Origin of the sequence: Streptomyces sp. UW30 (genome assembly GCF_008042075.1) — a bacterium.
Taxonomy (GTDB): Bacteria; Actinomycetota; Actinomycetes; order Streptomycetales; family Streptomycetaceae; genus Streptomyces.
The window spans coordinates 36,721-62,408 of record NZ_RDBN01000024.1 but is presented as its reverse complement, the minus strand read 5'-3'; the positions used below and the strand labels follow the sequence as shown (position 1 = coordinate 62,408).

At 69.0% G+C, this 25,688-nt stretch carries 18 protein-coding genes and 4 pseudogenes; 4 read left to right on the top strand and 18 right to left on the bottom strand.

All coding sequences use genetic code 11. The features are described from left to right. Positions 1-79: 79 nt before the first annotated feature. From EAO75_RS13850 to pqqA, 13 genes and pseudogenes are all read right to left on the bottom strand, one after another. Positions 80-1,726: a glycosyl hydrolase family 8 gene (locus EAO75_RS13850; RefSeq protein ID WP_147995350.1), complete on the bottom strand. Its 1,647-nt coding sequence runs from the start codon at positions 1,724-1,726 to the stop codon at positions 80-82. 122 nt (positions 1,727-1,848) lie between these two features. Continuing rightward, positions 1,849-3,237: a carbohydrate-binding protein gene (locus tag EAO75_RS13845; protein WP_147995349.1), complete on the bottom strand. Its 1,389-nt coding sequence runs from the start codon at positions 3,235-3,237 to the stop codon at positions 1,849-1,851. A gap of 263 nt (positions 3,238-3,500) precedes the next feature. Continuing rightward, positions 3,501-5,255 carry a carbohydrate-binding protein gene (locus EAO75_RS13840; RefSeq protein ID WP_222723947.1) on the bottom strand — a complete coding sequence of 585 codons (1,755 nt, stop codon included), beginning with the start codon at positions 5,253-5,255 and terminating at the stop codon, positions 3,501-3,503. After that, complete coding sequence (locus EAO75_RS13835; RefSeq protein WP_222723946.1) at positions 5,252-7,435, bottom strand: discoidin domain-containing protein; 2,184 nt, start codon at positions 7,433-7,435, stop codon at positions 5,252-5,254. Before EAO75_RS13835 ends, EAO75_RS13840 begins: the two co-directional genes overlap by 4 nt. Beyond that, the gene (locus tag EAO75_RS13830) at positions 7,432-9,390 is read right to left on the bottom strand and encodes a glycosyl hydrolase family 28 protein (RefSeq protein ID WP_261989275.1); all 1,959 of its coding nucleotides are present in this window, start codon (positions 9,388-9,390) and stop codon (positions 7,432-7,434) included. Before EAO75_RS13830 ends, EAO75_RS13835 begins: the two co-directional genes overlap by 4 nt. A 12-nt stretch (positions 9,391-9,402) precedes the next feature. After that, positions 9,403-9,510: pseudogene (locus EAO75_RS47300) on the bottom strand (Tat pathway signal sequence domain protein); the annotation flags it as partial. Positions 9,511-9,516: 6 nt separating this feature from the next. After that, positions 9,517-10,605 carry a glycoside hydrolase family 105 protein gene (locus tag EAO75_RS13820; RefSeq protein ID WP_410092279.1) on the bottom strand — a complete coding sequence of 363 codons (1,089 nt, stop codon included), beginning with the start codon at positions 10,603-10,605 and terminating at the stop codon, positions 9,517-9,519. Positions 10,606-10,683: 78 nt separating this feature from the next. Continuing rightward, positions 10,684-11,034, bottom strand: a pseudogene (locus EAO75_RS48555) (carbohydrate-binding protein); the annotation flags it as partial. Positions 11,035-11,081: 47 nt separating this feature from the next. Then, a complete protein-coding gene (gene pqqE / locus EAO75_RS13815; RefSeq protein ID WP_147995347.1) occupies positions 11,082-12,221 on the bottom strand; it encodes a pyrroloquinoline quinone biosynthesis protein PqqE in 1,140 nt (379 codons plus the stop codon). Beyond that, positions 12,218-12,523: a pyrroloquinoline quinone biosynthesis peptide chaperone PqqD gene (gene pqqD, locus EAO75_RS13810; protein WP_147995346.1), complete on the bottom strand. Its 306-nt coding sequence runs from the start codon at positions 12,521-12,523 to the stop codon at positions 12,218-12,220. Before pqqD ends, pqqE begins: the two co-directional genes overlap by 4 nt. Next, a complete protein-coding gene (pqqC, locus tag EAO75_RS13805; RefSeq protein ID WP_261989274.1) occupies positions 12,520-13,197 on the bottom strand; it encodes a pyrroloquinoline-quinone synthase PqqC in 678 nt (225 codons plus the stop codon). The genes pqqD and pqqC overlap by 4 nt, the downstream gene beginning before the upstream one ends. A 98-nt stretch (positions 13,198-13,295) precedes the next feature. After that, on the bottom strand, positions 13,296-14,183 hold the full coding sequence (pqqB, locus tag EAO75_RS13800) for a pyrroloquinoline quinone biosynthesis protein PqqB (RefSeq protein WP_147995345.1): 888 nt from the start codon (positions 14,181-14,183) through the stop codon (positions 13,296-13,298). A gap of 10 nt (positions 14,184-14,193) precedes the next feature. After that, positions 14,194-14,322, bottom strand: a complete 129-nt coding sequence (gene pqqA, locus EAO75_RS13795) for a pyrroloquinoline quinone precursor peptide PqqA (RefSeq protein WP_147995344.1) — start codon at positions 14,320-14,322, stop codon at positions 14,194-14,196. A gap of 669 nt (positions 14,323-14,991) precedes the next feature. Here pqqA and EAO75_RS13790 point away from each other — a divergent pair. Together EAO75_RS13790 and EAO75_RS13785 are read left to right on the top strand one after the other, a co-directional pair. Continuing rightward, positions 14,992-15,558, top strand: a complete 567-nt coding sequence (locus tag EAO75_RS13790) for a PadR family transcriptional regulator (RefSeq protein WP_147995343.1) — start codon at positions 14,992-14,994, stop codon at positions 15,556-15,558. A 78-nt stretch (positions 15,559-15,636) separates the two neighbouring features. Beyond that, positions 15,637-17,355 carry an acyl-CoA dehydrogenase family protein gene (locus EAO75_RS13785; protein WP_147995342.1) on the top strand — a complete coding sequence of 573 codons (1,719 nt, stop codon included), beginning with the start codon at positions 15,637-15,639 and terminating at the stop codon, positions 17,353-17,355. Between the two features lie 348 nt (positions 17,356-17,703). Here EAO75_RS13785 and EAO75_RS13780 read toward each other — a convergent pair whose 3' ends face one another. Next, positions 17,704-18,366: a pyridoxamine 5'-phosphate oxidase family protein gene (locus EAO75_RS13780; protein WP_147995341.1), complete on the bottom strand. Its 663-nt coding sequence runs from the start codon at positions 18,364-18,366 to the stop codon at positions 17,704-17,706. A 489-nt stretch (positions 18,367-18,855) separates the two neighbouring features. On the opposite strand from EAO75_RS13780, the gene EAO75_RS13775 reads away from it, so the two are divergent. Continuing rightward, positions 18,856-20,157 carry a YhgE/Pip domain-containing protein gene (locus EAO75_RS13775; RefSeq protein WP_147995340.1) on the top strand — a complete coding sequence of 434 codons (1,302 nt, stop codon included), beginning with the start codon at positions 18,856-18,858 and terminating at the stop codon, positions 20,155-20,157. A 10-nt stretch (positions 20,158-20,167) separates the two neighbouring features. On the opposite strand, the gene EAO75_RS13770 is transcribed toward EAO75_RS13775, so the two are convergent. The 3 genes and pseudogenes from EAO75_RS13770 to EAO75_RS48550 form a co-directional block, all read right to left on the bottom strand. Then, on the bottom strand, positions 20,168-20,791 hold the full coding sequence (locus tag EAO75_RS13770; protein WP_147995339.1) for a hypothetical protein: 624 nt from the start codon (positions 20,789-20,791) through the stop codon (positions 20,168-20,170). A 173-nt stretch (positions 20,792-20,964) separates the two neighbouring features. Continuing rightward, positions 20,965-21,846: pseudogene (locus EAO75_RS13765) on the bottom strand (glycoside hydrolase family 16 protein); the annotation flags it as partial. Further along, positions 21,830-22,246, bottom strand: a pseudogene (locus EAO75_RS48550) (helix-turn-helix domain-containing protein); the annotation flags it as partial. The pseudogenes EAO75_RS13765 and EAO75_RS48550, both read right to left, overlap by 17 nt. Before the next feature lie 239 nt (positions 22,247-22,485). On the opposite strand from EAO75_RS48550, the gene EAO75_RS13755 reads away from it, so the two are divergent. After that, entirely contained in the window at positions 22,486-23,151 is a 666-nt protein-coding gene (locus tag EAO75_RS13755) for a DUF4097 family beta strand repeat-containing protein (RefSeq protein ID WP_147995338.1), read from the top strand. A gap of 118 nt (positions 23,152-23,269) precedes the next feature. On the opposite strand, the gene EAO75_RS13750 is transcribed toward EAO75_RS13755, so the two are convergent. Then, on the bottom strand, positions 23,270-25,688 hold a 2,419-nt coding region (locus tag EAO75_RS13750), incomplete at its 5' end, for a family 16 glycoside hydrolase (RefSeq protein WP_147995354.1).

Below are 25,688 nucleotides of genomic sequence, written 5' to 3'. Positions count from 1 at the left end.
CAGGAGCACGACCGCTGTGGCGGCGACCTTCCCGCGCAGGGCGCCGGCGGATCTGCTGAATCTCATGCTGCTTCCTCCGTCAGGGCACCCAGTAGTTGCCGGATGCGACGATCATGGACTGGAGCTGGACGCTGCCGCCGTAGTAGAGCTGGGGGTCGATGGGGGTGGCGGTCAGCTTGTTCCACAGGGCGTCGAGCCATGCCTGTGAGCCGGGGTCGGTCAGCGCGGTGACGGCGAACGGGGCCGTGAAGGCCATGTCGTGGCCGCTGTCCAGCGCGGACCCGCCCAGGCGGTAGCCGGTGGTGATGTTGTCGGGGTTGGACCCGGTCTTGGCCTTGATCCAGGAGTTGATCTTGCGCGCGGAGGCCAGGGACGCCGAGTCGCCGCTGGTGACCGCGTCGGCGCCCAGGCGCCAGGGGTCGCGACAGGCGTTCCAGGAGTAGTCGCCGTCGTTGGGGCCTTCGAGGACCTCGCCGGGCGCGGGCTTGGGGGTGGTGTTGGTGTTGACGACGAAGTCGGCGAGGAGGCCGGTGTTGGGGGCGTAGGTGTTCTGTTGGGAGGTGATGAGGTTCTGGTGGGCGGTGCGGATGGTGTCCCAGGCGCTGTCGCCGGTGGCCTTCTTGAAGGCGCGGAAGTGGTCGACGGTCCAGTCCGAGGAGCGGGTGATCCAGTAGTGGGGTTCGCCGGGGGTGGACCAGTCGCCGAGCCGCATCAGATGGGTGGTCGGATTGACCTCGCTCGCCTTGATGGCATTGATGTGCTTGATCGCCAGGTCCTTGTAGTTGTACGTCCCCGAAGAGCCCCACTGCTTGTCGGCGAGCAGCAGCCCGTAGGCGACGTCGAGGTCACCGTCGGTGGCGGAGTCCGAGCCGTTGACGCTGCGGCAGGAGGCGTCCTGCTCGGCGGCGAGAAGGCCCGCATTGTTCACCGAGGGGTGGGCGAGCATGTACTTGGTGAGGCCGTCGAAGACGGTCCTGGCCTCCGGGTCGGCGCCCGCCATGATCGCGGTGATGACCATGCCGTAGCCCTGGGCCTCGGCGACGTAGGGATGGTCGGCGTCGGGTGAGATGACCTGGTACCAGCCGTTGCCGCAGTTGTGCCGGACGAAGGCCGACTTCCAGGCGTTGTACTTGCTCACGACCGCCTGGTCGATGGTCGACTGCGCGCCGGTGGGCTTCAACGTGCCGGGCGCGTAGGGGAATTGGTGACTGCCGAAGGGCACGGCCGGGCCGCCGCCGGAGGGTGCGCCGAGGTCGAGGTAGTCGACGTTGGGGCCGCCGCCCGCGGTGGTCGCGGTCAGCCGGATCCTGTTGCTGCCCGCGTTCAGGTTCGCGTTGACGGACTTGCCGGCCCAGGTGTCCCAGCTGCCGGTGCCGTTGAAGGACAGACCCGACGCCGCCACGGTCCCATTCACCGTGAGGTCCATGGGGCGGTTGGTGGTGGTGCCGTTGGCGTAGCGCAGCGACAGCGCCATGCTGCCCGCCGCCGGGGCGTCGACGGTGAACTCCACGTACGAGCCCGCGACGTTGGTGTAGTCGACGAAGCCGGTGCCGGAGTAGCCGGTGTGGTTGCCGGCGACCGTGCCCTGCGAAATGGTCGCGGACTCCGCCTCGTAGCGGACGGGGGCCGCGGCCGAGGGGGCCGCCGCCAGTGTGCCGAGCAGTCCGGCGGCCAGGGTCGTCGCCGCGCACCAGGGCAGGATTCTTCTGAGTCGTGTGAACCGCACGTTCGTCCTCTCGTGGGCCGGAGATCAGGTGGGCGGGCCCCAGGCCGCGCCCGCTTGGGCGACGGGCACCGGAGCGATGGTGAGCGGGGACGGGGAGCCGGCGGCAGTCGTCGTCATCGGCATCACCCCGCGTACCGGGCGAAGACCTTGAGGAAGTCGTACGGCTGCTGCGGGACACCACTGCAGGAATCGCCGTCGCTGCCTGAGCCGCAGGCCCGGTCGCGGTTGACCGACCAGTAGGTGAGGCGGGCGATGCGGTGCTGCTGCGCGTACGCGAGCATCGTCTGGAAGTCCTGGATGCGGACCAGTTCCCCGGCGACGTCGGTCTTGCCGTTCATCGACGACAGGCCGATGTGCGCGTACGTTGCCGCGTCGCTGTAGCCGTAGGCCGCCTTCACCTTCGCCTTCAGGCCCTCCATGGCCTGAGTGGTGAGCGTGCCCATGTTGGTGCTACCGCCGCCGAAGTCGAACGGCATGATGCACCAGATGTCGTTGGCCAGACCGGAGCCCGCGGCCCGGTTGATCATGTCGACGCCGGTGGAGTCCGGACCCGAGGTAGTGGTGCCGAAGGTGACGATGGTCTTGATGCCCGGGTTGTTCTGCTTGACGATCTTCAGTGCGTCGACCACCCGCTGGCGCACGGTGGCGTTTTCCCACTCGGTGTTCTCGATGTCGATGTCGATGACCTTCAGCCGATAGGCGTTGATCACCTTCTGGTACGCGCCGGCCAGGGCGGAGGCGCTGGTGCACTTCTCGCCGAGCTTGGCGCCGCTCCAGCCGCCGAACGAGATGATGATGTCGCCGCCGGCCGACCGGATCGCGTTGATCTTCGCCTGGTCGTCGCCGCCGGTGAGCGGCCGTGAGCCGTCCCAGGCGGGGTTGCAGCCACCGTCGGAGAGGATGAAGGCGAGGGTGAACCACTTCACGCCGGTGGCCGCCATGACCGCGGTCGGACTGGGCGGATTGCCCCAGCCGAAGTACTCGTACGGGGCGACGGCCATGCCCGGGGTCACCGGGACCGAGGTGCCGGTCTCCAAGTAGTCCAGGTTGGGGGCGCCACCAGCGGTGGTGGCGGTGACGCGGACCGTGTTGCTGCCCGCCTTCAGCGTGGCGGTGATGTTCTTGGTGGCCCAGGTGTCCCAGTTGGCGGTGGCCGCGAAGGCCGTGCCCGTGCCGAGGGTGCTCCCGTTGACTGTGATGGTCACYGGCCGGTCCGCGGTGGTGCCGTTGGAGTAGCGGATCCCGAGGGTGGCCGTGCCCGCGTCATCGGCGTTGACGGTCCACTCGACCCAGGCGCCGCTCGCGTTGGGCGTGTTGACGAACCCTGTGCCCGAGTAGCCGGTGTGGTTGGTGTCGACAGTGCTGCCGGATATGGAGGCGGCGCTTTCCGCCTCGTACCGGGTGGCGGCGGCCCGGGCCGTCGGCATCGACGTGATGATCAGCGGCAGGAGCAGCCCGCAGACGGCGACGAGTATCGCCCAGGTGCGGCGTGGAGGCGCGGCAGCGTGCACGGGGGATCACCCTCCGGAGGACGGAAGTTGGACGAGGACGGGGATGAGGCGGGGACGGGAACGCGCGAAGCGGGTTAGGAAAGGTTCCTAACCAACACTGAATAGCAGTGCCTCAAAGGCGTCTTGTCAATGGCACCGACAGGGGTCAATTCCGGTTTGCCGGCGGGCTGTTCAGCCGGAATTGGACAGCCTTATCAGGGGCGACGGGAATTCCCGCCGCCCCTCTCCGAAGGGCCCTCGAAAGGCCCTCGAAAAGCCTGGTTCTACCCCCTGTCGAGATAATCCAGGTTGGGACCCCCATTCGCTGTGGTGGCCGTGACGCGAACGGTGTYGCTGCCCGCGTTCAGCGGCACGGTGAGCGTAGAAGTGGCCCAGGTGTCCCAATTGCCCGTGCCGCCGAAGGCGCGGGCCGCCGACACGACCGTGCCGTTCACGCTCACGTCCATCGCGCGGTTCGCCGTGGTGCCGTTCGCGAACCGGATGCCCACCGACGCATCGCGCGCGCTCGCCGAGTCCACCGTCCACTCCACGTACGAGCCCGTCGCGTTGGCGGTGTTCACGAACCCGGTGCCGCTGTAGCCCGTGTGATCGCTGTCCACCGTCGAACCCGCCGAGTACGCGGCGCTCTCCGCCTCGTGGCGCACCGCCGTCCCACCGGTCGGCGTGGCCCGGATGAGCCGGGTCTCGCCGGGGCGCAGGCTCGCGCTGTAGGAGCCGGTGACGGTGCCACCGCCCTGCCCCGACCACAGGTCGGTGACCTGGGCACTGCCGGAGAACCCGACCTGCGACCAGTTCACGGCGACGGTCTGGCTGCCGGAGGTGTTCGTGTTGAACAGGGCGACGATGTAGTCGCCGTTCGCCTCGCGCTTGCTCCACACCTGGCGGCCCTCGGTGTTGCTGACGCGCTTGGCGGCCACCCCGTCCTGGTTGACGGCGATCAGCCGGTCATTGGTGAGCATCGCCTTGTCGGTGGCGGTGAGTGCCGTCAGGTCGGTGCCGAGGAGCAGCGGGGAGGCGGCCATGGCCCACAGGGTCAGGTGCGAGCGGCGCTGGTCGGCGTTGAGGCCGACCTGGTCGCCGTTGCCGATCTCGAGGGAGTCGAGGTCGTTCCAGCCGCCGGGCCCGGCGTGGGACTGCCAGTTGGCGGCGGAGGTGAAGCGGGAGGTGATGTGCGACCAGTCGGTGAGCGGGAATCCGCTGCCGTTGGGTCCCGGCCCGCAGTAGCACTCCACATCACCCTGGGTGCGCCAGCTGTTGGCCAGGCGCCGCCAGGTCGGGGCGTCCGCGATGGCCAGGTTGTTGGACAGGGCGTAGTTGATGGGTCGGCCGCTGGCGCGCAGTGCCTTGTCCCAGGCCTCGACGTCGGGGATGTCGTGGCTGCCCACCCCGTCGATCTTGAGGTAGTCGACTCCCCAGGAGGCGAATTGCCGGGCCCAGGAGTTGATGAATTCCTGGGCGCCCGGCTTGGCGTAGTCGATGTAGTACATGTTCTTGCAGTTGTAGTTCTTCTCCAGGCGTGAAGTGTCCGCGATGTCCTTGGCGTGGTAACTGGTGCCCTCGATGGGCGTGTTCTTGTCGACCGCGTTCTTGGCGATGCCCGGAGTGACGTAGAACCCGAATTTCAGGCCCTTGGCGTGCACATACTCCGCGAGCGCCTTGATCCCCGAGGGGAATTTGGCGGAGTCGACGGCCCAGCGGCCGTAGGAGTCCACGACGAAGCCGTTGGCATCGCACTTCTGGTAGAAGTCGTCGAGGTTGATGTACACGTAGCCGTGGTCGCCCAAGCCGCTGGCCACCAGCGCGTCGGCCTGGGCCTTGAGCTTGTCCTCCGTGGGCCAGCGCCGCACAAAGCTCCAGCTCGACCAGCCCATGGCGGGCCGCGCCGACAGCCCGTTGTCGGAGGCGGCGGCAGGCGGAGCGGGGGCCGCGAGCAGTCCGGCGCCGGCCAGCGCACCGCAAGTGACGGCCGGCAGCAGCCCCCTGAGGCGCCTCCCGAATCCTGTACGTCGACCGGTCAAGGCCGCACCTCCAGATAGTCGAGGTTCGGGGCGCCGCCCGCCGAAGTGGCGGCGAGGCGGACGGTGTTGGGGCCGGCGTTCAGTGGGACCGTGAGCGTGAAATCGGCCCAGGTGTCCCAGCTGCCGGTGCCCGCGAAGGAGCGTCCGGCGGCCACGGTGGTCCCGTTGACGATCACGTCGGCGGGACGGTCCGTGGTGGTGCCATTGGCGTAGCGGAAGGTGATCGGCGCGCTGCGGGCGCTCGCCGAGTCGACCCTCCACTCCACGTAGGCGCCCGCGGCATTGGGGGTGTTGACGAACCCGGTGCCGCTGTAGCCCGTGTGGTCGGTGTCGACGGTCGATCCGGCCGAGGAGGCTGCGCTCTCCGCCTCGTACCGCACTGGCGCCGGCGTCGATCCGCCGCCCGCGTACGCGGTGCCGAGCCATGCCTCGTCGATCCGAAGCCGCTGGTAGCGGGTCGTATCGGTGGACGCCGCATGGGTGGTGACGACTTCGAGCCGTACTTGGCGGGTGGTGGTCGCCGGCAGATCGACGATCGCCACGCCACGGTGGCTGGGCAGCGTGCCAGTCTTCACCGGGCTGCCCCAGTTCGTGCCGTCGCTGCTGACGTACACCCGATAGTCCTTGATCCGCGCCGACTGCTCGGTGCCGGAGCGTGCGTAACTGACCGAGTCCTCGCGCTGGTTGACCGCGAGGTACTGCACGCGCTTGGCCGAGCCGAGGTCGAAGCGGAGCGAGACGGGAGTGGTCTTGTTGCTGTCCCAGTAGGTCTGGTAGTCGCCGTCCGTGGCGGCCGCGGCGCCGTGCCCGCTCGCCGAGGCGCTGGCGCTCATCGTGTACGAGGAGGGGTCGATGATCCCCTCGCGGTCGGCGGTGGTGACCTTGAGGACGGTGTCGTACGCGTCCCAGTCGCCCAGGCCCGTCAGGGTCAGCGTGCCGCCGGACTGGGAGAAGGAGATCGCCGCCCCGGTGCGCAGGTCGGTGACACCGGTGACCTTGTAGCCGTTGTCCCGCACTTTCAGCGTGGAGGTGTTGGGCGGGGTGAGCACATGCACGTAGTGCCGGTTGGGATCGCTCTTGCTGACGGTCGTCACGCCGTGCGCGCCGTCGTTCCAGAACCCCGGTTTGAGGCCGCCATGCAGATAGCCGCCACCTTCGACCCCGTTCAGGGACTCCCGGATCGGGCCGAGGTAGCCGCTCGCGAAGTCGTTGAACGCGGCCTGGTTGGCCGGGAACTTGCCGTTGACCTGGGCTGTCTCCGCCATGAGGGCCTTGACGGACGAGCCGGCATTGCTGACGAGCCGCCCCAGGGTGAGCTTGCGGTCGACGCTCGGATTGGAACCGTCGTACCACCAGGCGCCGGTAGAGGGCAGTTTGAAGTCCGCCTCGATCAGGCGCGGGGCCGAGGTGTAGACGGCCTGCGGGTAGTCGTAGGCCGGGGACATGCCGGTCTTCTGCTCATTGCTGACCATGTCCATGATCGGCGTGTCTTCGTTGTTGTTGCTGAGGGTGTAGTTGGGCCGCTTCTCGTAGATCTTCGAGTAGAGGTTGTTCCGCTCCCAGTAGGCGTTGTCGTTGTCGATCCAGAACCCGCCGAGGTCGGGGTAGCGGTCCATGGCCTCGAAGAACAGGTCGTACGAGTACTCGCCGAAGCCGTCCCGTGTGGTGAGGTCGATGTCGCGGCCCTTGTAGGCGGAGTACGCCGCGGAGTCGAGCCACTCGTGGCCGCCCTCGTCGTGCCACTGGGGGTCGTCGGTCATGTAGAGGATCGTCTTGAGGCCCTTGGCCCTGGCCGCGGCGATCAGCTCGCCGAGGAAGTCCCGCTTGGTCGCACAGCTGCCGGGGATCTTGGAGGGCCAGGGGCGGGCATAGCCGAGCCGGGAGTGGAAGGTGGCCAGGACCAGGTACTGGGAGTGCAGCTTCTGGGCTTCCTGCACCCAGTAGTCCGCGCTCCAGCCGCCGCTGGTCACATCGCTCTCCCAGCCGCTGCAGCTGGTGTGGGCCGGTGCGGTGCGCTGCCCCCAGTGCAGGAAGAGGCCGGAGGTGGAGCCCCGCAGGAAGTCCTGGCGGGGGTGGATCACATCGGCGCGGGCGGCGGGCCCTGGCAGAGCGATCACGGCTCCGAGGAGCAGCGCCAGGACGGCCAGAACGCTCAGGTACAGGCGTCGTCTCCGTCTCATGCCGGGCCGTCCAGGTAGTCGAGGTTGGGACAGCCGGCGGCCCCGGTCGCGGTGACCTTGACCTTGTTGGCGCCCGCCGCCAGCAGAACGGGGACGGTCACCGTGCGCCAAGTGGTCCAGGCCCCGGTGGGGGCGAAGGAGGCGCCGGCGCGTACGACGGTGCCGTTGACGGCGAGGTCCATGGGCCGGTCGGTGGTGGTGCCGTTCGCGTAGCCGATGACCAGGATCGCGGTGCCGGCCTGCGCGGCGTTCACGGTCCACTCCACATGGGCGCCCGCCGCGTTGGGCGTGTTCACGAAGCCGGTGCCGCTGTAGCCGGCGTGGTTGGAGTCGATGGTGGAGCCCGCCGGATAAGCGGCGCTCTCCGCCTCGTACCGCCGCGGCGCGGGCCCGCAGTTCTGCGTCGACCCCGACTGGGTGATCCGCAGAGTGCCACCACTCGTGTTGTGACTGTCGGCGACGCAATAGCCGGTCACCGTCTGGAAGTTGAGGTCGGCCGGGCTGTTGCTGCCGCGCTGCGCGGTGAAGCGGTCGAAGCGCAGGTTCGTGGAGTTGTTCGCGATGACCGCGGGCCGGCCGTCGTCGGCGGCGAAGCGGACCTCGCTGTCGGTCCAGCGGATGTTGTCGGCGTTGCGGACGTACCAGCCGTACGCGGGCCGGGTGCCGATCGAGTTGGGGTTGTAGTTGGTCGGGTCATTGCTGGGTGGGGTCGTGGACATGGTGCCGTTGCCGCCGGGCACCGTGATGTCGACGTTGTCGAAGGTGATGTCGTGGATGCGGCCGCCGCCGGACTCGCCCCACAGGGTGGGCGAGAAGGACGGGCTTGAGCCGGTGGCTTTGATGTCGGTGTAGGTGATGTTGCTGATGGAGCCGACGCCCGGGCTGTTGCCGCAGCGTCTTCTTGTGCCGACCTTCTGCATGATCGGCGAGTGGACGTCGGTCATGGTGATGTCCCGGTAGTGGACGTCGGTGATCTTCGCGCCGTCCATGGAGACCAGGCCGAGCCCGGACTTGTCCGAGCCGCGGATGGTGATGCGGTCGAACCGGTAGTCGGTGAAGTCGCCGCAGGTCTCCGAGCCGAACATGAGCGCGTTGCAGCAGTCTGCGGAGAGGAACGAATCACTCACCCGCACATGGCCGTTGGCCAGTTTGGCGCCGAGTGCGTAGTCGCTCTTGAAGGCGAGGGCGTCGTCGTTCGCCTCGAAGTGGGCATTTGTGACGGTGACGTTGGTGGTGGAGATGATGTTCCAGCCGTCGCGGTCCATCGCGGTGTCGATGGTGAGCCGGTCGGAGACCACGTTGTCGCAGCCGTTGATGAGCGCCGCGAAGTGGCCGCCCTCGCGCAGCGTGAGCCCGTCGCCGATGCGCAGCCCGGAGCACCGAGTCAGCGAGATGATCTTGTCGGCTTCGCCGGCGGCCGGGTTGCCGGTGATCAGCGCGCCGTCGCCGTCGATGACGCCGCCGCCCACGAAGCCGATGTCGGTGAGCCGGTCGCCGTAGATCATGGCGTTGTGGAAGTGGCTGTGCCCGTAGTCCTGATAGTCGTCCCACTGGTTGGGCTCGGGCGGGTCGTAGGTGTCGGCGCCGTTGCCGGAGAGGGTGGCGCCGGTGTCGACCTGGAGCGTCACATGGCTCTTCATGTGCAGGGTGTTCTTCGACTCGTACGTCGCGCTGCCGGACGTCGCCGGGAAGCGTACGGCGCCGCCGCCAGCCGCATGGGCCGCGTCGATGGCCTTTTGGATGGCGCCGCTGTCGTTGGTGGTGCCGTCGCCCTTGGCGCCGTAGTCGCGGACGTTGAACTCCGCGAGCGGCTCGGCCGGTTGGACGACGGGCAGTGCGACCGGTGCGGGCGCGGCGGACACGGCCGAGGGGCGGTCGATGCCCAACAGGCCGAGCAGGGCGAAGAGCGTGAGGACAACGGTGCATCTCGTGCGGGACATTCTCGTGCGGCTCATGTCGTCGCCTCCTCAGACGAGTTGATAGGCGCGCAGATTCGTCAGGAGCGTGCGGTAGTCCTGCAGGGAGCCGGGGGTGTCGCCCAGGGAGCGGTGGATGCCCCACTTGGGGGCGCACCTGGCCGATTACCTGCCTCTGAGCTGCTCGTTCATGATCAGGAAGGCGCCGAGACCGTGGAAGTCGTTGGTCGCCCTGGTGCGGGCCACGTAGTAGGCGTAGTCGCCGACGTTCGTGCCGATGGAGATGTCGGTGAGGTTGGTCCGGCCGTCGCCGCCGACCGCGATCTTCGCCAGGACGCCCTGGTAGCCGCGCTGGGCCACGTCCGTGTAATGGGCGTCCAGATAGCCCTGTTGGGCGCCGCGCGAGAGGGCGTAGGTGAACATGCTGGAGCACGAGGTCTCGGTCCAGTTGTCGCTGCGCCCGCCCTTGTCGATCACCTGGAACCAGCGGCCGGTGGCCGGGTCCTGGTAGCGCTCCAGGCCGGCGGCGAGCTTGGTGAGGAGGGCAAGGAGCCGGGTGCGGCGCGGATGGTCGGCGGGAATCGCGTCCAGGACGTTGACCAGGGCCATCGAGTACCAGCCGACGGCCCGGCACCAGTGCTCGGGCGCGAGCCCGGTCTGAGGATCGGCCCAGCTCACGGTCTTGGACTCGTCCCAGGCGTGGCGCAGCAGACCGTTTCCGACCTGCAGATGGCTGCCGTAGACGTAGAGCTGCTTGGCCGCCTCGTCATGTGCATACGTGGCGTCGGCGAACTCCTTGCCGTACTCGACGAGGAACGGGTTGACCATGTAGACGCCGTCCGCCCACAGCTGATGCGCGCGACTGTCGGAGGTGGCGTGCCAGAAGCCGCCCTCGGTGGTGCGCGGGTAGGTGTTCAACCGGTCGCGGATCTTGCGGGCGGCGATGCGGTAGCGGTCCTGGCCGGTCTCGTGGTGCAGGATCGTCAGCAGCCGGCCGGCCTGCATGCTGTCGAGGTTGTTGAAGCTCTGCCCGATCGAGCCGTCGGCGGCGACGAAGCGGTCCACATAGCTCTTGATGTACGTCAGGTAGCGGGCGTCGTGCGTGCGTTGATAGGTGAGGTACTGCCCGTACAGGTACAGGCCGACCGGGTAGGACCAGCCGCCGATGGTGGTGGGGGTGTAGCGCGCCATCGTGGAGTCGATCATGGCGGTGGACCAGTCGATGGCGCCCGTGTCGTCGTCCCCGAGGAGCAGGGAGTCGAGGTTGGGGCCGCCGCCTGTGGCGGTCGCGGTCGCGCGGATGGTGTTGCTGCCCTGTCTCAGCGGGACGGTCAGGGACTGGGTGCGCCAGCTGGACCAGCCGCCGGTGGGCGCGAAGGCCGAGGTGGCGGCGGGGGTCCCGTTGACGGTGAGGGCCAGCGGCCGGTCGGTGGTGGTTCCGTTCGCGTAGCGCAGGGTGACGGCGGTGGCGGCGGCCTGGTCGGAGGTGACCGTGAACTCGACGTAACTACCGGTGGTGTTGGCGTAGTTGACGAATCCCGCGCCGGTGAATCCGGGGTGGTTGGATTCGACTGCGCCCTGGGAGATCTGGGCGTTCTCGGCCTCGTACGGCGGAGCCTGTACGTCGGCGCGGCGGGCGTCGGCCGCTGCCGGTGGGGCGGCGCCGGGTGGTGCGGTCAGCACGCAGCCGGCCAGTACCAGGCCCGCTGTCAGCAGCGCATACGGTCTTTTCACGGTCCCTCCGTGCGGTAGATGTAGGGCGGGCCGCCGGCGGTGGAATGTGCCTGGTCGGCCCGCTCGACGAGGCCGCGGACCAGGTGGTGATCGGGCGAGAGCCGGCAGGCCGGGTCGGTGCGAGCCGCGTCGCCGGTCAGCGCGTACGCCTGGCAGCGGCAGCCGCCGAAATCGCGCTCGCGCTGCGGGCAGGTGCGGCACTGCTCGCCCATCCAGGACGTGCCGCGGAAACGGTTGAAGGCCTTCGACTCCCGCCAGATCCAGGCCAGTTCATGCTCGGTGACCCGGGGCGGATCCAGGTCGGGCAGCATGGCCGCGGCCGGGCAGGGCAGCACGGAGCCGTCCGGTGCGACGGTGAGCGAGCGGGCACCCCAGCCGCCCATGCAGGGCTTGGCGACGCCGTCCACATAGTCGGGGGCCACCCAGACCAGCTCCATGCGACCGGCGAGCCGCGTCCGCCAGGCCTCCAGGACGTCGCGGGCGCGGGCCACCTGATCCGGGCCGGGCAGCAGGGCGTCGCGGTTGCGCAGAGCCCAGCCGTAGAACTGGGTGTTGGCCAGCTCCAGGCGGTCCGCGCCCCAGGACAGGGCGAGGCGGATCAGGTCGTCGAGAGCGTCCAGGTTGGCCCGGTGCAGCACCACATTCACGCCGAACGGCAGCCCTGCGGCGCGGACCAGGCGGGCCGCCTTCTCCTTGGCGGCCGACGCCCGCGCACCCGCGATGCGCTGGGCGGCCCGGGCGTCGGAGTGCTGCACGGACAACTGGACACTGTGCAGGCCGGCCGCTGTCAGCCCCTCTAGGCGGGCCTCGTGAAGGCCGACGCCGCTGGTGACGAGCTGGGTGTGGATGCCCGCCTCCACCGCGGCCGCCACGATGGCCGTCAGATCGCGCCGCAACAGCGGCTCGCCGCCCGACAGATGGGTCTGTACGACACCCAGCGCGGCCGCCTGGCGCAGCACGTCGGCCCACTGCTGCGTGGTCAACTCTACTGACCGGCCAACCAGTTGGTCGGGGTTCGAGCAATAGGCGCAGCGCAGCGGACAGCCGTGGGTGAGTTCGGCGAGCAGGGCCCAGGGCGGCTCGGGCACGGGGACGGAATCCTGCGCGGCTGCGGGGTGGGGCAGGGCGGAGGTCATCGCAGCCAGCCCTCCTCGCGCAGTCGCGCCAGGAACGCGGGCACCTCCGATGCCACGGGGGCGGCGGGGTGGCGCTCCGTCAGGACGGCGACGATCGCGCCGAGGTCGCGTACGCCGTCGCAGAGGCGCAGGATCTGCCCACCGGCGCCGTGCAGCACGACCACCCGCTCCGGCAGGAGCAGCAGGTCGCAGCCGCGTATCCGGTCGTGGCGGAGCATGACCGAGCGACGGAGCGCGGGCCGCCAGCTCATGACAGGTTCGGCCTCTCGCACCCCGGCTGCGGCCGGCGTATCGCCCGTCATGCCACGCCTCCCTCGTCTCGGTCCACCGCGTCGAGCAGCGACCAGAGCACCTCGCACTTGAAGGTGAGGGCGGCCATGGCGCGCTCCTGCTGCTCGCGGGTGCGGGCCCAGGCGAGCACCAGCGCGAGCGCTTCCTGACTGTCGCGTCGGCCCTGCCCGATCCGCCCGCGGAAGTAGCCGAGCCCCGCCTCGTCGATCCACCGGTAGTGGCGCTCGAATGCGGCGATGCGGGTGCGCATGATGGCGGGGGCGGTCAGTTCGGTCAGGGAGGCGGCGACGGCGTCCAGTGCGGGGCGCAGCCGGCAGAAGTTCACATAGCCGTCCACTGCCAGTCGCACACCCGCCAGCACCTCCCGCCCGTCGAGCAGCAGCGACCGCTCGAGGCCGGCGGCCTCGCCGAGGCGCAGCCAGCGCTCGATGCCGCCCTCGCCGTCGGTGGTGCCGTCGTGGTCCTGGATCCGCCGTAGCCAGCTGCGGCGCAGTGCCGCGCTGTCGAACTTGGCCAGGATCAGCGCGTCCTTGATGGGGATGTGCCGCTGGTAGTGGAACCGGTTGGTGATCCATCGGCGCAGTTCGCCGGGGGTGAGATCGCCTGCGTGCATCCGTACGTTGAAGGGGTGGCGGTCGTGATAGGACTCGGCGCCGACGGTGCGTAACCGCTCCTCGAACTCCACGGCGCTCCATGCGGGCGCAACCTCAGGAAGCGGGGCGCGGGGTGCTACCGGGGCCGGCGCGGGCAGCGGTAAGGCGGCGTCCGGCTGGGCGTTGGTGGTCAAAGCTCTATCACCATCCGGTCGGTGGCGGCCTCGAGTCCCCAGGCGGCGAGCTGTTCGTGCTCGGCGGCGCCGGGGTCCCCGAGGGGATTGGTGTTGTTCAGATGCGTGTAGAGACAGCGGGCTCGCAGGGCCGACAGCCGGTGCGCGGTGCCGCCCGGTCCCGCGATCGGCAGATGTCCCATGCCGGTCGCGGTGCGGGTGGAGAATCCGGCGCGCAGTGGTTCGTCGTCGTCCCAGAAGGTGCCGTCGACCAGGACGCAGTCGGCGCCCTCGCAGGCCTCCTGGAACTCCTCGCTCCACACCGCGAGCGCGGGAGCGTACAGCAGCGTCTTGCGCGCGGTGGGATCGTGCAGCCGTAGTGCCACCGACCACATCGGCTCGTCCGTGCCGGTGCCGGCCGCATAGCGGGGGCGCTTGGCCGACACCGGGACGGCGCTGACCGTCAGCTCGCCCAGCGGTCTCGGGAGGGTGGTCAACTCCCCCCATTCGATGCCGGTATAGGGGCCGAGGACCTCGCCCAGGCTCAGCCGGTCGAGGAGCGCGGTGAGCACCGGGGCTGTCGCCAGGACCTCGACGCTGCGCGCCTCGCGCAACCGGGCCAGGCCGAGGGTGTGGTCGAGCTCCGCATCGGTCAGCAGGACTCCGGCCACCGGGGTCTGGCGCGGGCCTGGGCCCGGGTGCAGCTCGGGGCTGTCCTCGATCTGGTCGCCGAGGTCAGGGGTGGCGTTGACGAGGTACCACCGGCCGGCCTCGGTGCGTACGGCGAGACTGGCGTGCCGACGGCGCCGCTGCGGGTGTGCGCGCGCCCCGGCACAGCCGGGACACGCGCAGTTCCACTGGGGCAGTCCGCCGCCCGCCGCGGTGCCGAGCACCCGCAGCAGCATGGCGGAGCGGCTACCGGTCGGCGAGGGCGTAGGCGGTGACCTCGAGCGCGGTCTCGACGACCGCGTACCCGGGGCTCTGCCAGGCGCTCTCCTCCGATGTTTCCTGTGCTTCCTCCATGACGTCCAGGACAGGATTCATGGGTGGGGCCTGCCTTCCTGAGGTGGGGGGTTCAGGAGTGAACGAGGTGCACGCCGTGATGCGGCGCGAGGAAACAGAACGCGATCAGTGGGTTCATTGGGGTTCATATAACTGATCTGCATTCAGCTACATGCATCAGAGTGGCGACTTGGCCGTACCCGGTCAATGGTCTGGACGAAGAAGGTCGGAGCAATACGCCGGGGCGGCAAATGAGCTGCCTGCCACGCCCAAGTCTCGGGCTCGCCTTGCCCTGGCGGTCGCGCCCCGCTGGTCAGGGGACTGTCGGCCAGGGCGATGACGCGACGGGCTCCGCCCTCTCCAGTGGTTCATCGGGCGGTGAGCACGGTTCCGCAGATCCGGCCCCGAGTCCACCAGTGCGCCTGGCCCGTCGGTGTCGGTGGTGCCGGTGGTGCCGAGGCGGCCGACGTTGAACAAGGTCACGGCCCGGGCGGCGTCGGCCCGCTTGGAGGCGTCTAGGGGCACGGAGACAGTGGTGGTGAGGGCGAAGGCGCATGCGCTGTCGGTGGGGTGGCGAGCGGCCGGACCTACCGGTGAGGCTGATCCACCCGGGCGCGGTGAGCGAGTCGTCCACCGCCGCACCGCGTGAGCCGTGTCTCATCCGGGCATGGCCCCTTGGCTATGCAACGAGTTGCATATGAGGATCGAGGAATGGCGCTCGAGCACGCGATTCTCGTCTCCCTCCTGGAGAAGCCGGGCTCCGGCTATGAGCTGGCCCGGCGGTTCGACCGGTCCATCGGATACTTCTGGACCGCCACGCACCAGCAGATCTACCGCGTTCTCAAGCGCATGGAGAGCGACGGCCTGCTCACCGTCCGCGGGTTGCCGCAGCAGAGTCGGCCGGACAAGAAGGAGTACTCCGTCGTAGGCCCCGGCCGCGCCGCCCTCGCTCAGTGGCTGCACGAACCGATCGAACCCGAGAGCATCCGGCACGACCTCGCCGTGAAGATCCGCGGCGCGGCCTTCGACGACCCGGCCGTGCTGATCCGTGAGGTCGAACGACACCGCCAGGTGCACGGCGACCGGCTCGCGCACTATCTCGCCGGGGAACTGCGCGACTTCACCGGCCCGACGGCCCCCACCTCGCTCGACGCCGGTCAGGAGCTCCAGCATGTCGTGCTGCGCGGCGGCATTGCGTACGAGCGGATGACGATCGCCTGGCTCGACGACGTACTCGCCACCCTCCACCGACTCGGCACGCCCCACCCGCATCCCTGAGCCGCCGGCCGCCGCCGCCCGCGCTCCGCGACGTTCATTCCCACACCCTCACCCTCAACCCACGGAAGGCGGACCTCCATGGCCGACTCCCTCCTCTTCAATCCGCGCACGTACGACCCGGCGCAGTTCGACCCGGAGACCCGCAGGTTGCTGCGTGCCACCGTCGACTGGTTCGAGGACCGCGGCAAGCGCAGGCTCATCGAGGACTACCGTTCCCGCGCCTGGCTGGCCGACTTCCTCGCGTTCTCCGCCAAGGAAGGGCTGTTCGCCACCTTCCTCACCCCGGCGGCAGCCGCCGGCGACAAGGACCAGCGCTGGGACACGGCCCGGATCGCCGCCCTCAACGAGATCTTCGGCTTCTACGGTCTCGACTACTGGTACGCATGGCAGGTCACCATCCTCGGTCTCGGACCGGTCTGGCAGAGCGACAACACCGCCGCTCGCACCCGCGCGGCGGAACTCCTCACCCAGGGCGAGGTGTTCGCCTTCGGCCTCTCCGAGAAGACCCATGGCGCCGACATCTACTCCACCGACATGCTGCTGACGCCGGACGGCAACGGCGGCTTCAGGGCGTCGGGTTCCAAGTACTACATCGGCAACGGCAATGCCGCCGGGCTCGTCTCGGTCTTCGGCCGACGCACCGACATCGAGGGCCCGGACGGCTACGTCTTCTTCGCCGCCGACAGCCGCCACCCGGCCTATCACCTTGTGAAGAACGTCGTCGACTCCTCGAAGTACGTCAGCGAGTTCCGCCTCGAGGACTACCCGGTGGGCCCGGAGGACGTTCTGCACACGGGCCGCGCCGCCTTCGACGCCGCCCTGAACACCGTCAACGTCGGCAAGTTCAATCTCTGCACCGCCTCGATCGGYATCTGCGAACACGCGATGTACGAGGCCGTCACCCACGCGCACAACCGCATCCTGTACGGCCGCCCCGTCACCGCCTTTCCGCACGTGCGCCGCGAGCTGGCCGACGCGTACGTCCGCCTCGTCGGCATGAAGCTGTTCAGCGACCGCGCGGTCGACTACTTCCGCTCCGCCTCGCCGGACGACCGCCGCTACCTGCTCTTCAACCCGATGACGAAGATGAAGGTGACCACGGAGGGCGAGAAGGTCATCGACCTGATGTGGGACGTGATCGCCGCCAAGGGCTTCGAGAAGGACACCTACTTCGCACAGGCCGCCGTCGAGATCCGGGGGCTGCCCAAGCTCGAGGGCACGGTCCACGTCAACCTCGCGCTGATCCTCAAGTTCCTGCGCAACCACCTCCTCAACCCGGCCGAGTTCACGCCCGTCCCGACCCGCCTCGACGCGGCCGACGACACGTTCCTCTTCGAGCAGGGGCCGGCCCGTGGCCTTGGCTCCGTACGCTTCCACGACTGGCGCCCCGCCTACGACGCGTACGCCGGTGTCCCGAACGTCGCCCGCTTCCGGGAGCAGGCCGATGCCCTGTGCGAGTTCGTCGCCACCGCGGCCCCCGACGAGGAGCAGAGCCGCGACCTCGATCTTCTTCTCGCCGTCGGCCAGTTGTTCGCGCTGGTGGTGCACGGCCAGCTGATCCTGGAGCAGGCCCGCTTGACGGACCTTGACGAGGACGTGCTCGACGAGCTGTTCTCCGTCCTCGTCCGCGACTTCTCCGCCTTCGCCGTCGAGCTGCACGGCAAGGACTCCGCCACTGCCGATCAGCAGAGCTGGGCGCTCGGTGCGGTCCGGCGTCCGGTCGTCGACGAAGCGCGTTCGCAGCGCGTCTGGGAGCGTGTCGAGGCACTGTCCGGGGCGTACGAGATGGCGCCCTGACGGCGTGCCCAGGGGGCTCGTCGACACGTGACGGTCAGGCTCCCCGAGAGCAGTGACGCCCGTACCGTGGCCTCCGCACGACCTGCCGCGCGGAGGCTACGACGGTATGGGGTGCCGACTTCGCCATGTGCCCGCCGTAGCCTCGCCACGGCGGGTGCCGGACGGGTCACGCCCGTCGGTTCGGCAGCGCACGCCAGATTCGGCACCGCCCGCGCCGTGCCCGTCGGGACTGACGGTTCAGGACTGGCCCGAGGCGACGGGCACCTCGAAGGCCCCGCGGCCGGCGATCATGGCTGGACGCCATCGTGCCGCGGCCTGCCCTGCGCGCGACACCGGCTCCCACACGGGTCAAGCCCTGCCCGGCAGCGATCCGGTGTGGGTTGCCGCAGTCTGCTCGCCCTCGTACGACGGGGACTGGTGCTCGGCGCGGGAGACGAAGTAATCGGCATCCTTCGGCCGCTCGGCCCCGGGGCGTGGACGCGGCGCCGGCTCGAGATGGGGGATGTGCTTCGAGCAGTGCACATACGCCTCCTCCACCGTGATGTGCACCCAGAATTCGGACCTGCGTCCCGGAGCGGTGTCCACAGGAAGGTGGGGGTAGGCCCGCCGCTGCTCCTCGTCCCGATGGAGCCGAGCCGCGCCATTGACGTGCAGGCCGATGTGGTCATGGGCGAAGTCGRCGAAGAGCAGGCCGATATGAGGGTTTTCAGTGATGTTTCCCGCACTGGCGAGGACGCCGTTGCCACGGTACTCGGGGTAGGTGAGGGTGCCGTCGTCCAGCACAGTGACGAAGCCCGGGGGGCCGGCACGGAACGTGACGTCACAGGCTCCGCCGGCGTCCGACGTGGACAGGAACGCCATGGTCTGCCGTCCTATGAAGTCCGTCATCTGTGGGGTCAGACGGGTCTGCACCTGCCGGTCGTAGAAGGTGGCGGCCTGGTCGGCCGTGCCGAGAACGTGCTGCAGGCGGCGCTCGCCGACGGAGCCGGTGGACTCGTGGGGGTGGGTCACGGAATGCGCTGCCTTCCTTTGGCCTTCAGCTGGGCGTGGGGAGCGACGGCACTCTAACGCCGGATGGAGCACGGTGTCGTGGGCGGTACAGCCAGGCGACTCGCGATCCCTTCGGGGGGATGGGCAGAAACAGGGCGCGACGGACAATCGTGCGGACCGAAGCCGCGGACGGGACGGCGTGCGCCGCGTACTCGGTGACCAGCGGCGGCAGCAGCTCGGGCGCGTACCGCGGGTCCGCCACCAAATCTTCGAGGTACACCATGCAGGTCCGGCCCCGGTCGGCCGCGATGGTCGTGGACCGCCCTGGGGCTGCGGTCGTGTCGTGGAGGGATGCCCTGACGACAGAGGGCTATCGTCGCTTGAGGGTCGGCCGTGCTCGTCACTCCCGAGTGTGAGGACCGCTGAGGCACAGGGCGTACGGCTCCTGGGCCACAGCCAACTCCGCAGGCAGGTCCACACAGCGCAGGACCGTGTCCCCATGGGAGTTCGATGACCTCAGCGGATTCCGGACAGCAGCCGTCGCTCGCACGCGCCTTTGTCGTCGCGCGCCACGGCAGGCTCTGGCTGGTGCCGACCATCCTGTCCGCGCTGGTGGCCCTGTGCCTGACGCTGCTCTACATGGGCGGCATCCTCAACCCGAACGGGAACCTGCGCGATCTGCCGATCGCCCTGGTCAACGCGGACCAGGGCCCGCCGCTGCCAGGACAACAACAGACCTTGGGCGCGCAGGTGAGCCGATCGGTCATCGCAGCGACCCCGGCAGGCACCGTGCAGTGGCGCCGGCTCAGCCAGGCCCAGATGCAGGACCAACTGGCGTCGGGCAAGGTCTACGGCGCCTTGGTCATCCCAGCCGACTTCACCGCGTCGGTAGCGGCGCTGACGACCCCGCAGGCCACGGCACAGCCCGCCCTCACYGTCCTGACCAACCCCGGTCTGGGCAGCCTCGGCTCCTCCTTGGCCAGTCAGATCACCCAGCGCGCGGCTCACCAGGCATCCCTGTCGATCGGCCGACAGCTGACGACCCGGTCTTCCGCCCAGGGCGCCAACGCCACGACCCGCGTGCTCCTCGGCGACCCGATCACCGTCACCACCCGGGTGGGCCACCCCCTCGGCAAGCACAGCGGCCTGGGCCTGACCGCCTTCTACTTCAGTCTGCTCCTGGTGCTCACCGGATTCGTGGGCGGAAACATCATCAACAACGGCGTCGACGCAGGCCTGGGCTACGCCGACAACGAGATCGGGCCCTGGCACACCCGGCGCCCTACGGTGCCCATCAGTCGCACGCAGACGCTGCTGCTGAAGATGCTCATGACCGCGGGCATCACCCTGCTCACCACCAGCCTGCTGATGATCGCCGCGATCGGGATCCTGGGCATGGACGCATCGCACCTGCCACTGCTGTGGATCTTCTCCTACTGCGCGAGCCTGGCCGTGGGCCTGGGAGTGCAGGCCATCAACGCGGCCTTCGGCGGAATCGGCCAGGTGGTGTCCATGTTCGCGTTCATCGCCCTGGCCCTGCCGTCCTCGGGGGCAACGATTCCCCTCCATGCCGTTCCGGGCTTCTACCGCTTCCTGGCGCTGTTCGAACCGATGCGGCAACTGAGCGACGGCGTGCGGGCCATCCTCTACTTCGACGCCCGGGCTGACGCTGGGCTGACCCGCGGTTGGGTGATGATCGCCATCGGCGTTGCCCTCGCCCTGCTGTTCGGGTTCGGCATGACCCTCTATTACGACCGCAAGGGGCTGCACCGCCTGACTGCGCGGTCTGCCACAGCAGATGCCGAGCACTGAAGATCATTCCTCAGCTGCTGGGGCCGTTCCCGTTGTGGTAGCCGAGTTCGAGGTAGCGGGTGCGGGTGTTCCAGGAGCCGAGGTCGGGCGTGTTGGCCAGGATGTCGTGCCAGGGCCGGGCGCCGGTAGCGGCCGCCTTGCCGGAACGGTCCCCCTCACCGTGCGCTTGCAGCGGATGGCCGGGGCGCTCGGCCCAGAGCCGCACTCCCGACCGGGCCTCGGACTCGCGGACCGGCTCCCACCAGCCCACCGAGAACATGCCGGCGAGCTGGTGCATGGCGATGAAGCTGAGCACGCCCTCCTCGGGGTCCGTGCGGTCCGGGCGCTCGGTGAGGGCGTGCCAGAGGATGTACATGTTCGGTAGCCGTACCTCGGGCTGGAAGCGGTACACGAGCCGCTCCAGCCTGATCGAGCCGATGCGCGGCAGCTGTACCCGGGTGAGCGGTACGACTTCGCGGTCGCCGCCGGTCCAGGTCAGTCGCTGGTTGCGGCCCCTGTAGCCGGGCTCGCTGAAGACCGTGACGTGGAGGTGCTCCCTGCGATCAGGCCGGCGGTTGTGTAGCAGGCCCGCCCCGGCGACGGCGCCGCCCACGGAGGCCAGGCCCGCCAGGAGGATTCTGGTCTTGCGGTTCATCGGGACGCGCCACCTCGCTTCTGACGGGACGGGCGCCTCCATGATGCGCCACCGACGGCCCGCTGATCTACCGTCAGATCCTGGGCCGAGGTGGACTTTTGTGAGCCCGGATGCAGGCGGGCAGCAGGGCTCCCCGGTGCGAACCGGCTGAGCCCTGCTGCCCGCACGAACGCCTAGTTGTTCGGGACGGTGTCCTCGAACGTGGTGCCCGCGGTGCGGTAGGTGCTGATCTTGGCGGCTACCTCAGCGGGGCTCAAGACCTGGTCCTTGACGTGCAGGACGTAATCGACCTGCTCGTCGTAGGCACGCGCGGTGGTGCTGGTCTGGCCCGCGAGGTCGATCAGCCACTGGTTGAAGTTGATGGACATGGGGCGCTCGGGCAGATAGGCGGCGTCGTGGGTGCCGAAGAGCCGGCCGTCGACGTAGTACTTGATGGTGCTGTTGTCGATGGTGAGCACCAGGTCGTGCCAGCCCGCCCAGCTCTGCCGTGACTCGGTGTGCTGGTTGACGGCCTGCCAGGGATCGGGGTTGTAGGTCTCCCAGGACGTCGTGTACAGGATGTTGGCCGGCTCGCCCCAGCCGCCGTTGGGCAGGTACTCGAAGTCGTACTCCGCGTAGTCGTCGGCCATGGGTGCCTTGAGGTCGTTGATGGTGAAGAACGTCTGGACGAGGCGGTCACCGTCCGGTCCGGACACCGGCGCGTCGGAGAACTTGACCCGGGCCGCGTAGGTGCCGTTCTTGAACTTCATCGCCTTGGTGAGGACTTCGGTCTGCTTGGTGCTCTCGGGTGTTCCCGCGGTCGAGGTCCGCAGGTTCATCACCGAGTTGCCGCCGGAACTGGCGAAGGTGACGTTCTCCGGGGACCACGTGGCACCGGGCACTCCCGGCCCGCCGGAGTTCGAGCGTACGCTCCAGCCGTTCGCCGAGATCTTCGGGTCACTGGAGCCGGTGTAGTTGAAGTCGTCGAACAGGCTCTGCCCGCCTGCCGGAGGGTCGGTGGGCGGGTCGGTCGGGGGATCGGTCGGCTCGTTGCCCTCGGGGGCAGTGCCCCACACGCCTGTTCACCAGCGACGCCGGCAGCCTCACCGCATCCCAGCTCGCCCAGCACCTCCAGGTCAGCACCCGGGCCGTCATCTTGGGCAGGCCCGAGGCCATGAGGACGGTGGTGAGCGTCTCCTCGTACGCGGTCACGGCCTCGGCGTCACGCCCGTGCGGCGCGGGTGCCGACTGCGGCCCGCGGGGGGCGGTGGGCCTGCGCCGGCGGGCGCGGTGTTCGGTGGCGCGGTGGGCGAGGTCGGCACGGTAGGCGGTGGGGCCGCCGTTGCGCATCACCTCACGCGTGATGGTCGAGGTCGGACGCTCCAGGCGCCGCGCGATCTCGGCGTAGGGGAGGTTGTCGGCCAGCCCCAGCGCGATCTGCCGGCGTTCGGACTGGGTGAGCCTGCCTCCCGGCATCGCGATCTCCTCGGTTCTCCTGCGTGGTGGTCCCTGACTCCTCCCACCATAGCGTTCACCTCCATTCCATTGCAATGATCGGAACGACTGTCGTTGCGTTACTTTCGACTTCGTTGCAATGAAATCAACTACCTGAGCTGCGAAAATCATGTTTCCTTGCAACGAATAAGTTGTCGCCACATGGAAAGCAACGTAGCGTTTCCTGCATCAGAAACGACCAGCGAGTGCAGGAGAACACGATGCAGAAGTTCGACACCCCCGCCCCAATCTCCGCCGTCCTGAACATCTCCGCCGGACGTATCCAGGTCATCGCCGCCGACCGCAACGACACCACCGTCGAGGTCCTGCCCGCCAACCCCGCCAAGAGCCGCGACGTCAAGACCGCCGAGCAGACCACCGTCGCCTACACCGACGGCATCCTGCGGATCCACACCCCCGAGCCCGACAACCAGCTTTTCGGCCCCTCCGGATCCGTCGAGATCACACTCCAACTCCCCACCGGCTCCCGCATCGAGGCCCAGACCGCCAGTGCCGAACTCCGCGGCGTCGGCCGCCTCGGCGACATCGCCTTCGAGGGCGCCTACCGTCAGATCAAGATCGACGAGGCCGCGGGCGTCCGTCTCACCGCGACCGACGGCGACGTCGAGATCGGCCGCCTCACCGGCTCCTCGCAGATCAGCACCGCACGCGGTGACATCCGGATCACCGAAGCCGTACGCGGCACGCTCGAACTGAGCACCCAGTCCGGTGACATCACTGTCGGCGCCGCAGCCGGCGTCTCGGCCACCCTGGACGCCGGCACCGGCTACGGCCGTGTCAGCAACGCGCTGAAGAACGACGGCACCACCGAACTCGACATCCGCGCCACCACCTCTCACGGGGACATCACCGCCCGCAGCCTCTGACAGCGCAGCGCCAGAGGGGAAGCCGGATCCGGATCCGGATCCGGAGCTGAGGTGAAGGCGCGCCTACAGCGTCGTAGGCGCGCCTCAGCTCCCCCCGTTCTTCGCGGCTCTGGTGAATTCAGTTCAGCGGTTCCACCCAGATATTGCGGTAGCGCACCTTGTTGCCGTGGTCCTGGAGGCGGATGGCTCCGGCTGACGGTCCCTCCGGGCGGCCGCCGCCGGTCGGGCCGTCGATCGCGATGTCACCGTGGATCTTCTCGCCGTTCCAGACGACGGTGACCCGTGCGTCGGCCGTCTTGGCGCCGTCGGCGTCGAAGCGGGCCGCCCGGAAGGTGATGTCGTAGGTCTGCCAGGTCTCCGGCGCTGTGGCCGCGTTGCTGTCCGGAGCCTTCTTCAAGTAGATCGCTCCGGCTTCGTTCGTGTCGAGCGTCGTGTCACCGAAGGAGTCGAGGATCTGCAGCTCGTATCGGTCCTGGAAGTAGACGCCGCTGTTGCCGCGGTCCTGACCGGTCACGTCGTCCGGCAGGAGCGGGACGCGGAACTCCACGTGCAGCTTGAAGTCCTGGTAGGCGTCCTTGGTGCGGATGTCGCCGCAGCACACCTCCATCGACTGCTCGTCGGCCAGCGGCCATTGCACGGTGCGTCCGTCCGTGTGCTGCCACTGGCTGCGGGATGTCGCGGTGCCGTCGAAGAGGCTGACCCGGGCGCCGTGCGGGCGGACGGTGATCAGGTCCAGATTGACGTGACCGGAGTCGCCGGAGTCGAAGCGGTAGGCGATGGTGTTCCGGCCTTCGCGGAGAGCGACCCGTTCGGTCTGCGTCGACCAGGTGTCCCAGTTCCCGGTCGAGGCGAGCTTGGTCTGTCGCAGCTTCTGCCCGCCCACGTACAAGGAGAGGGACTTGGTGCCCTGGAAAGGGTTGGGCCCGTTGGAGTAGCGCAGGTTCACGTCGTAGTCGCCGGCCTCCGGGACGGTCACGTCGAAGGTGGTGGCGGCCTTGCCCTCGGTGCCGTAGCGATCGACGAAGCCGCTGCCCGAGTAGCCGGTGTGGTCGGTGTTGATGCCGGCCGTCCCGGTCAGCCGCGCCTCCTCGGCCTCGTACAGCGTCGCGGGTGGCGGCTGCTTCCCCGGCAGGGCGTTGAGCGTGTACCAGGCCTCCGTGCTCCACAGCGCCTCACCGGACGCGGACGCGAAGGGGCGTGGTGAACGGACGTGCACGACGCGGCCCGGCTTGAGACCGTCAAGGCGTAGGGAGACCGTGCGCCCGTCGTCGGCGAGGGTCGCCGAGCGGACGTTCAGCCGCTCCTCGGCGATCTTCGGACCTCCGTAGTCCGTTGTGGGGGTGTAGCGCCACTGTTCGGCCTGGTAGCTGGAGGCCAGTTTCTCGGCGGTGGCAGGGGACAGCGGCTGGGTGTACTCCAGGTCGAAGCCACCGGGGACGGCGCGCATCTCCTTGATGTCGAAGGTGTTGCCGCCGTTGGGTGTCAGTTTCTGGAGGCCGAACTTCAGCTTTCCTTCCTGGCCCCAGTTGCCGTCGGCGCCGAGCCCGCCCGCGTAGWCGGCGCCGTCGGGGCCCATGGTGATGCGGTTGACGCCGGCTTCCAGTCCCTGCGTATAGCGGAACACGGCGCCCTGGTACTGGCCCTTCACCTTCTCCAGATAGGCACGCTGGAGCCCGCCGTAGGTGACGTCACCGAGGAGCATCTGCCCGGCGAAGCGGCCCTCGGTCAAGTACAGCGGTGTGCTGGGGGAGTTGGCGATCTCGTTCTGTGGCAGCCACAGCACCGGTTCGGTCACCGACCGGTCGTCGAAGGGGCCCGAGGGCTCGGTGTAGTGGTTGAAGAAGCGGTCCTGCTTGATGTGGACCAGCTTGGACGCGGGCAGCCAGCCGCCTTGGTTGTCGGTCGTGAAGATGTCGCCGCCGGGGCCCCAGCCGATGCCGTTGGGGGTACGCAGGCCGCCTGCGATCGGCTGGATCCTCCCTGTCTCCTTGCTGATCTTGTACGTGGTCCCACGGCCGGGTGCCGGCTGCGGAGTCGTGGTCGCGCCGCCGTAGTTGATGGCGACGGACAGGTTCACGTAGAAGTAGCCGTCGCGGTAGAGCAGGCCGAAGGCGAACTCGTGGAAGTTGCCGCCGTAGGGCCATGTGGCGACGGTGCGGTACTCGTCGGCGACGAAGTCCCGGTCGCTGTCGACCAGTTGGGTCAGCTCGTGCTTCTGCGACACGTACAGGGAGCCGTCGACGTACTTGATACCCATGGGCTCGCGCAGCCCGCTCGCCACCTTCTTCACGGTCACCTTGTCGCGACTCGTGCTGCCGGTGACGTTGTCGAGGAGGTACACCTCGCCCGTCGTGGTCTGCGAGCCGCCCCAGGTGGTGATGGCCAGGCGGCCGTCGGGAAGCCAGTCCATGCCGGTGACCTGGGGCTCGAAGCCGTCCGGGCGGAGGTCGGTGAGGGTGAGGTCGGGGCGTACGTCGGTCAGCGGCAGACCGTCGCCCGGGCTGTCCGCTCCCGACTCGCACTCTTTGCGTCCGGGG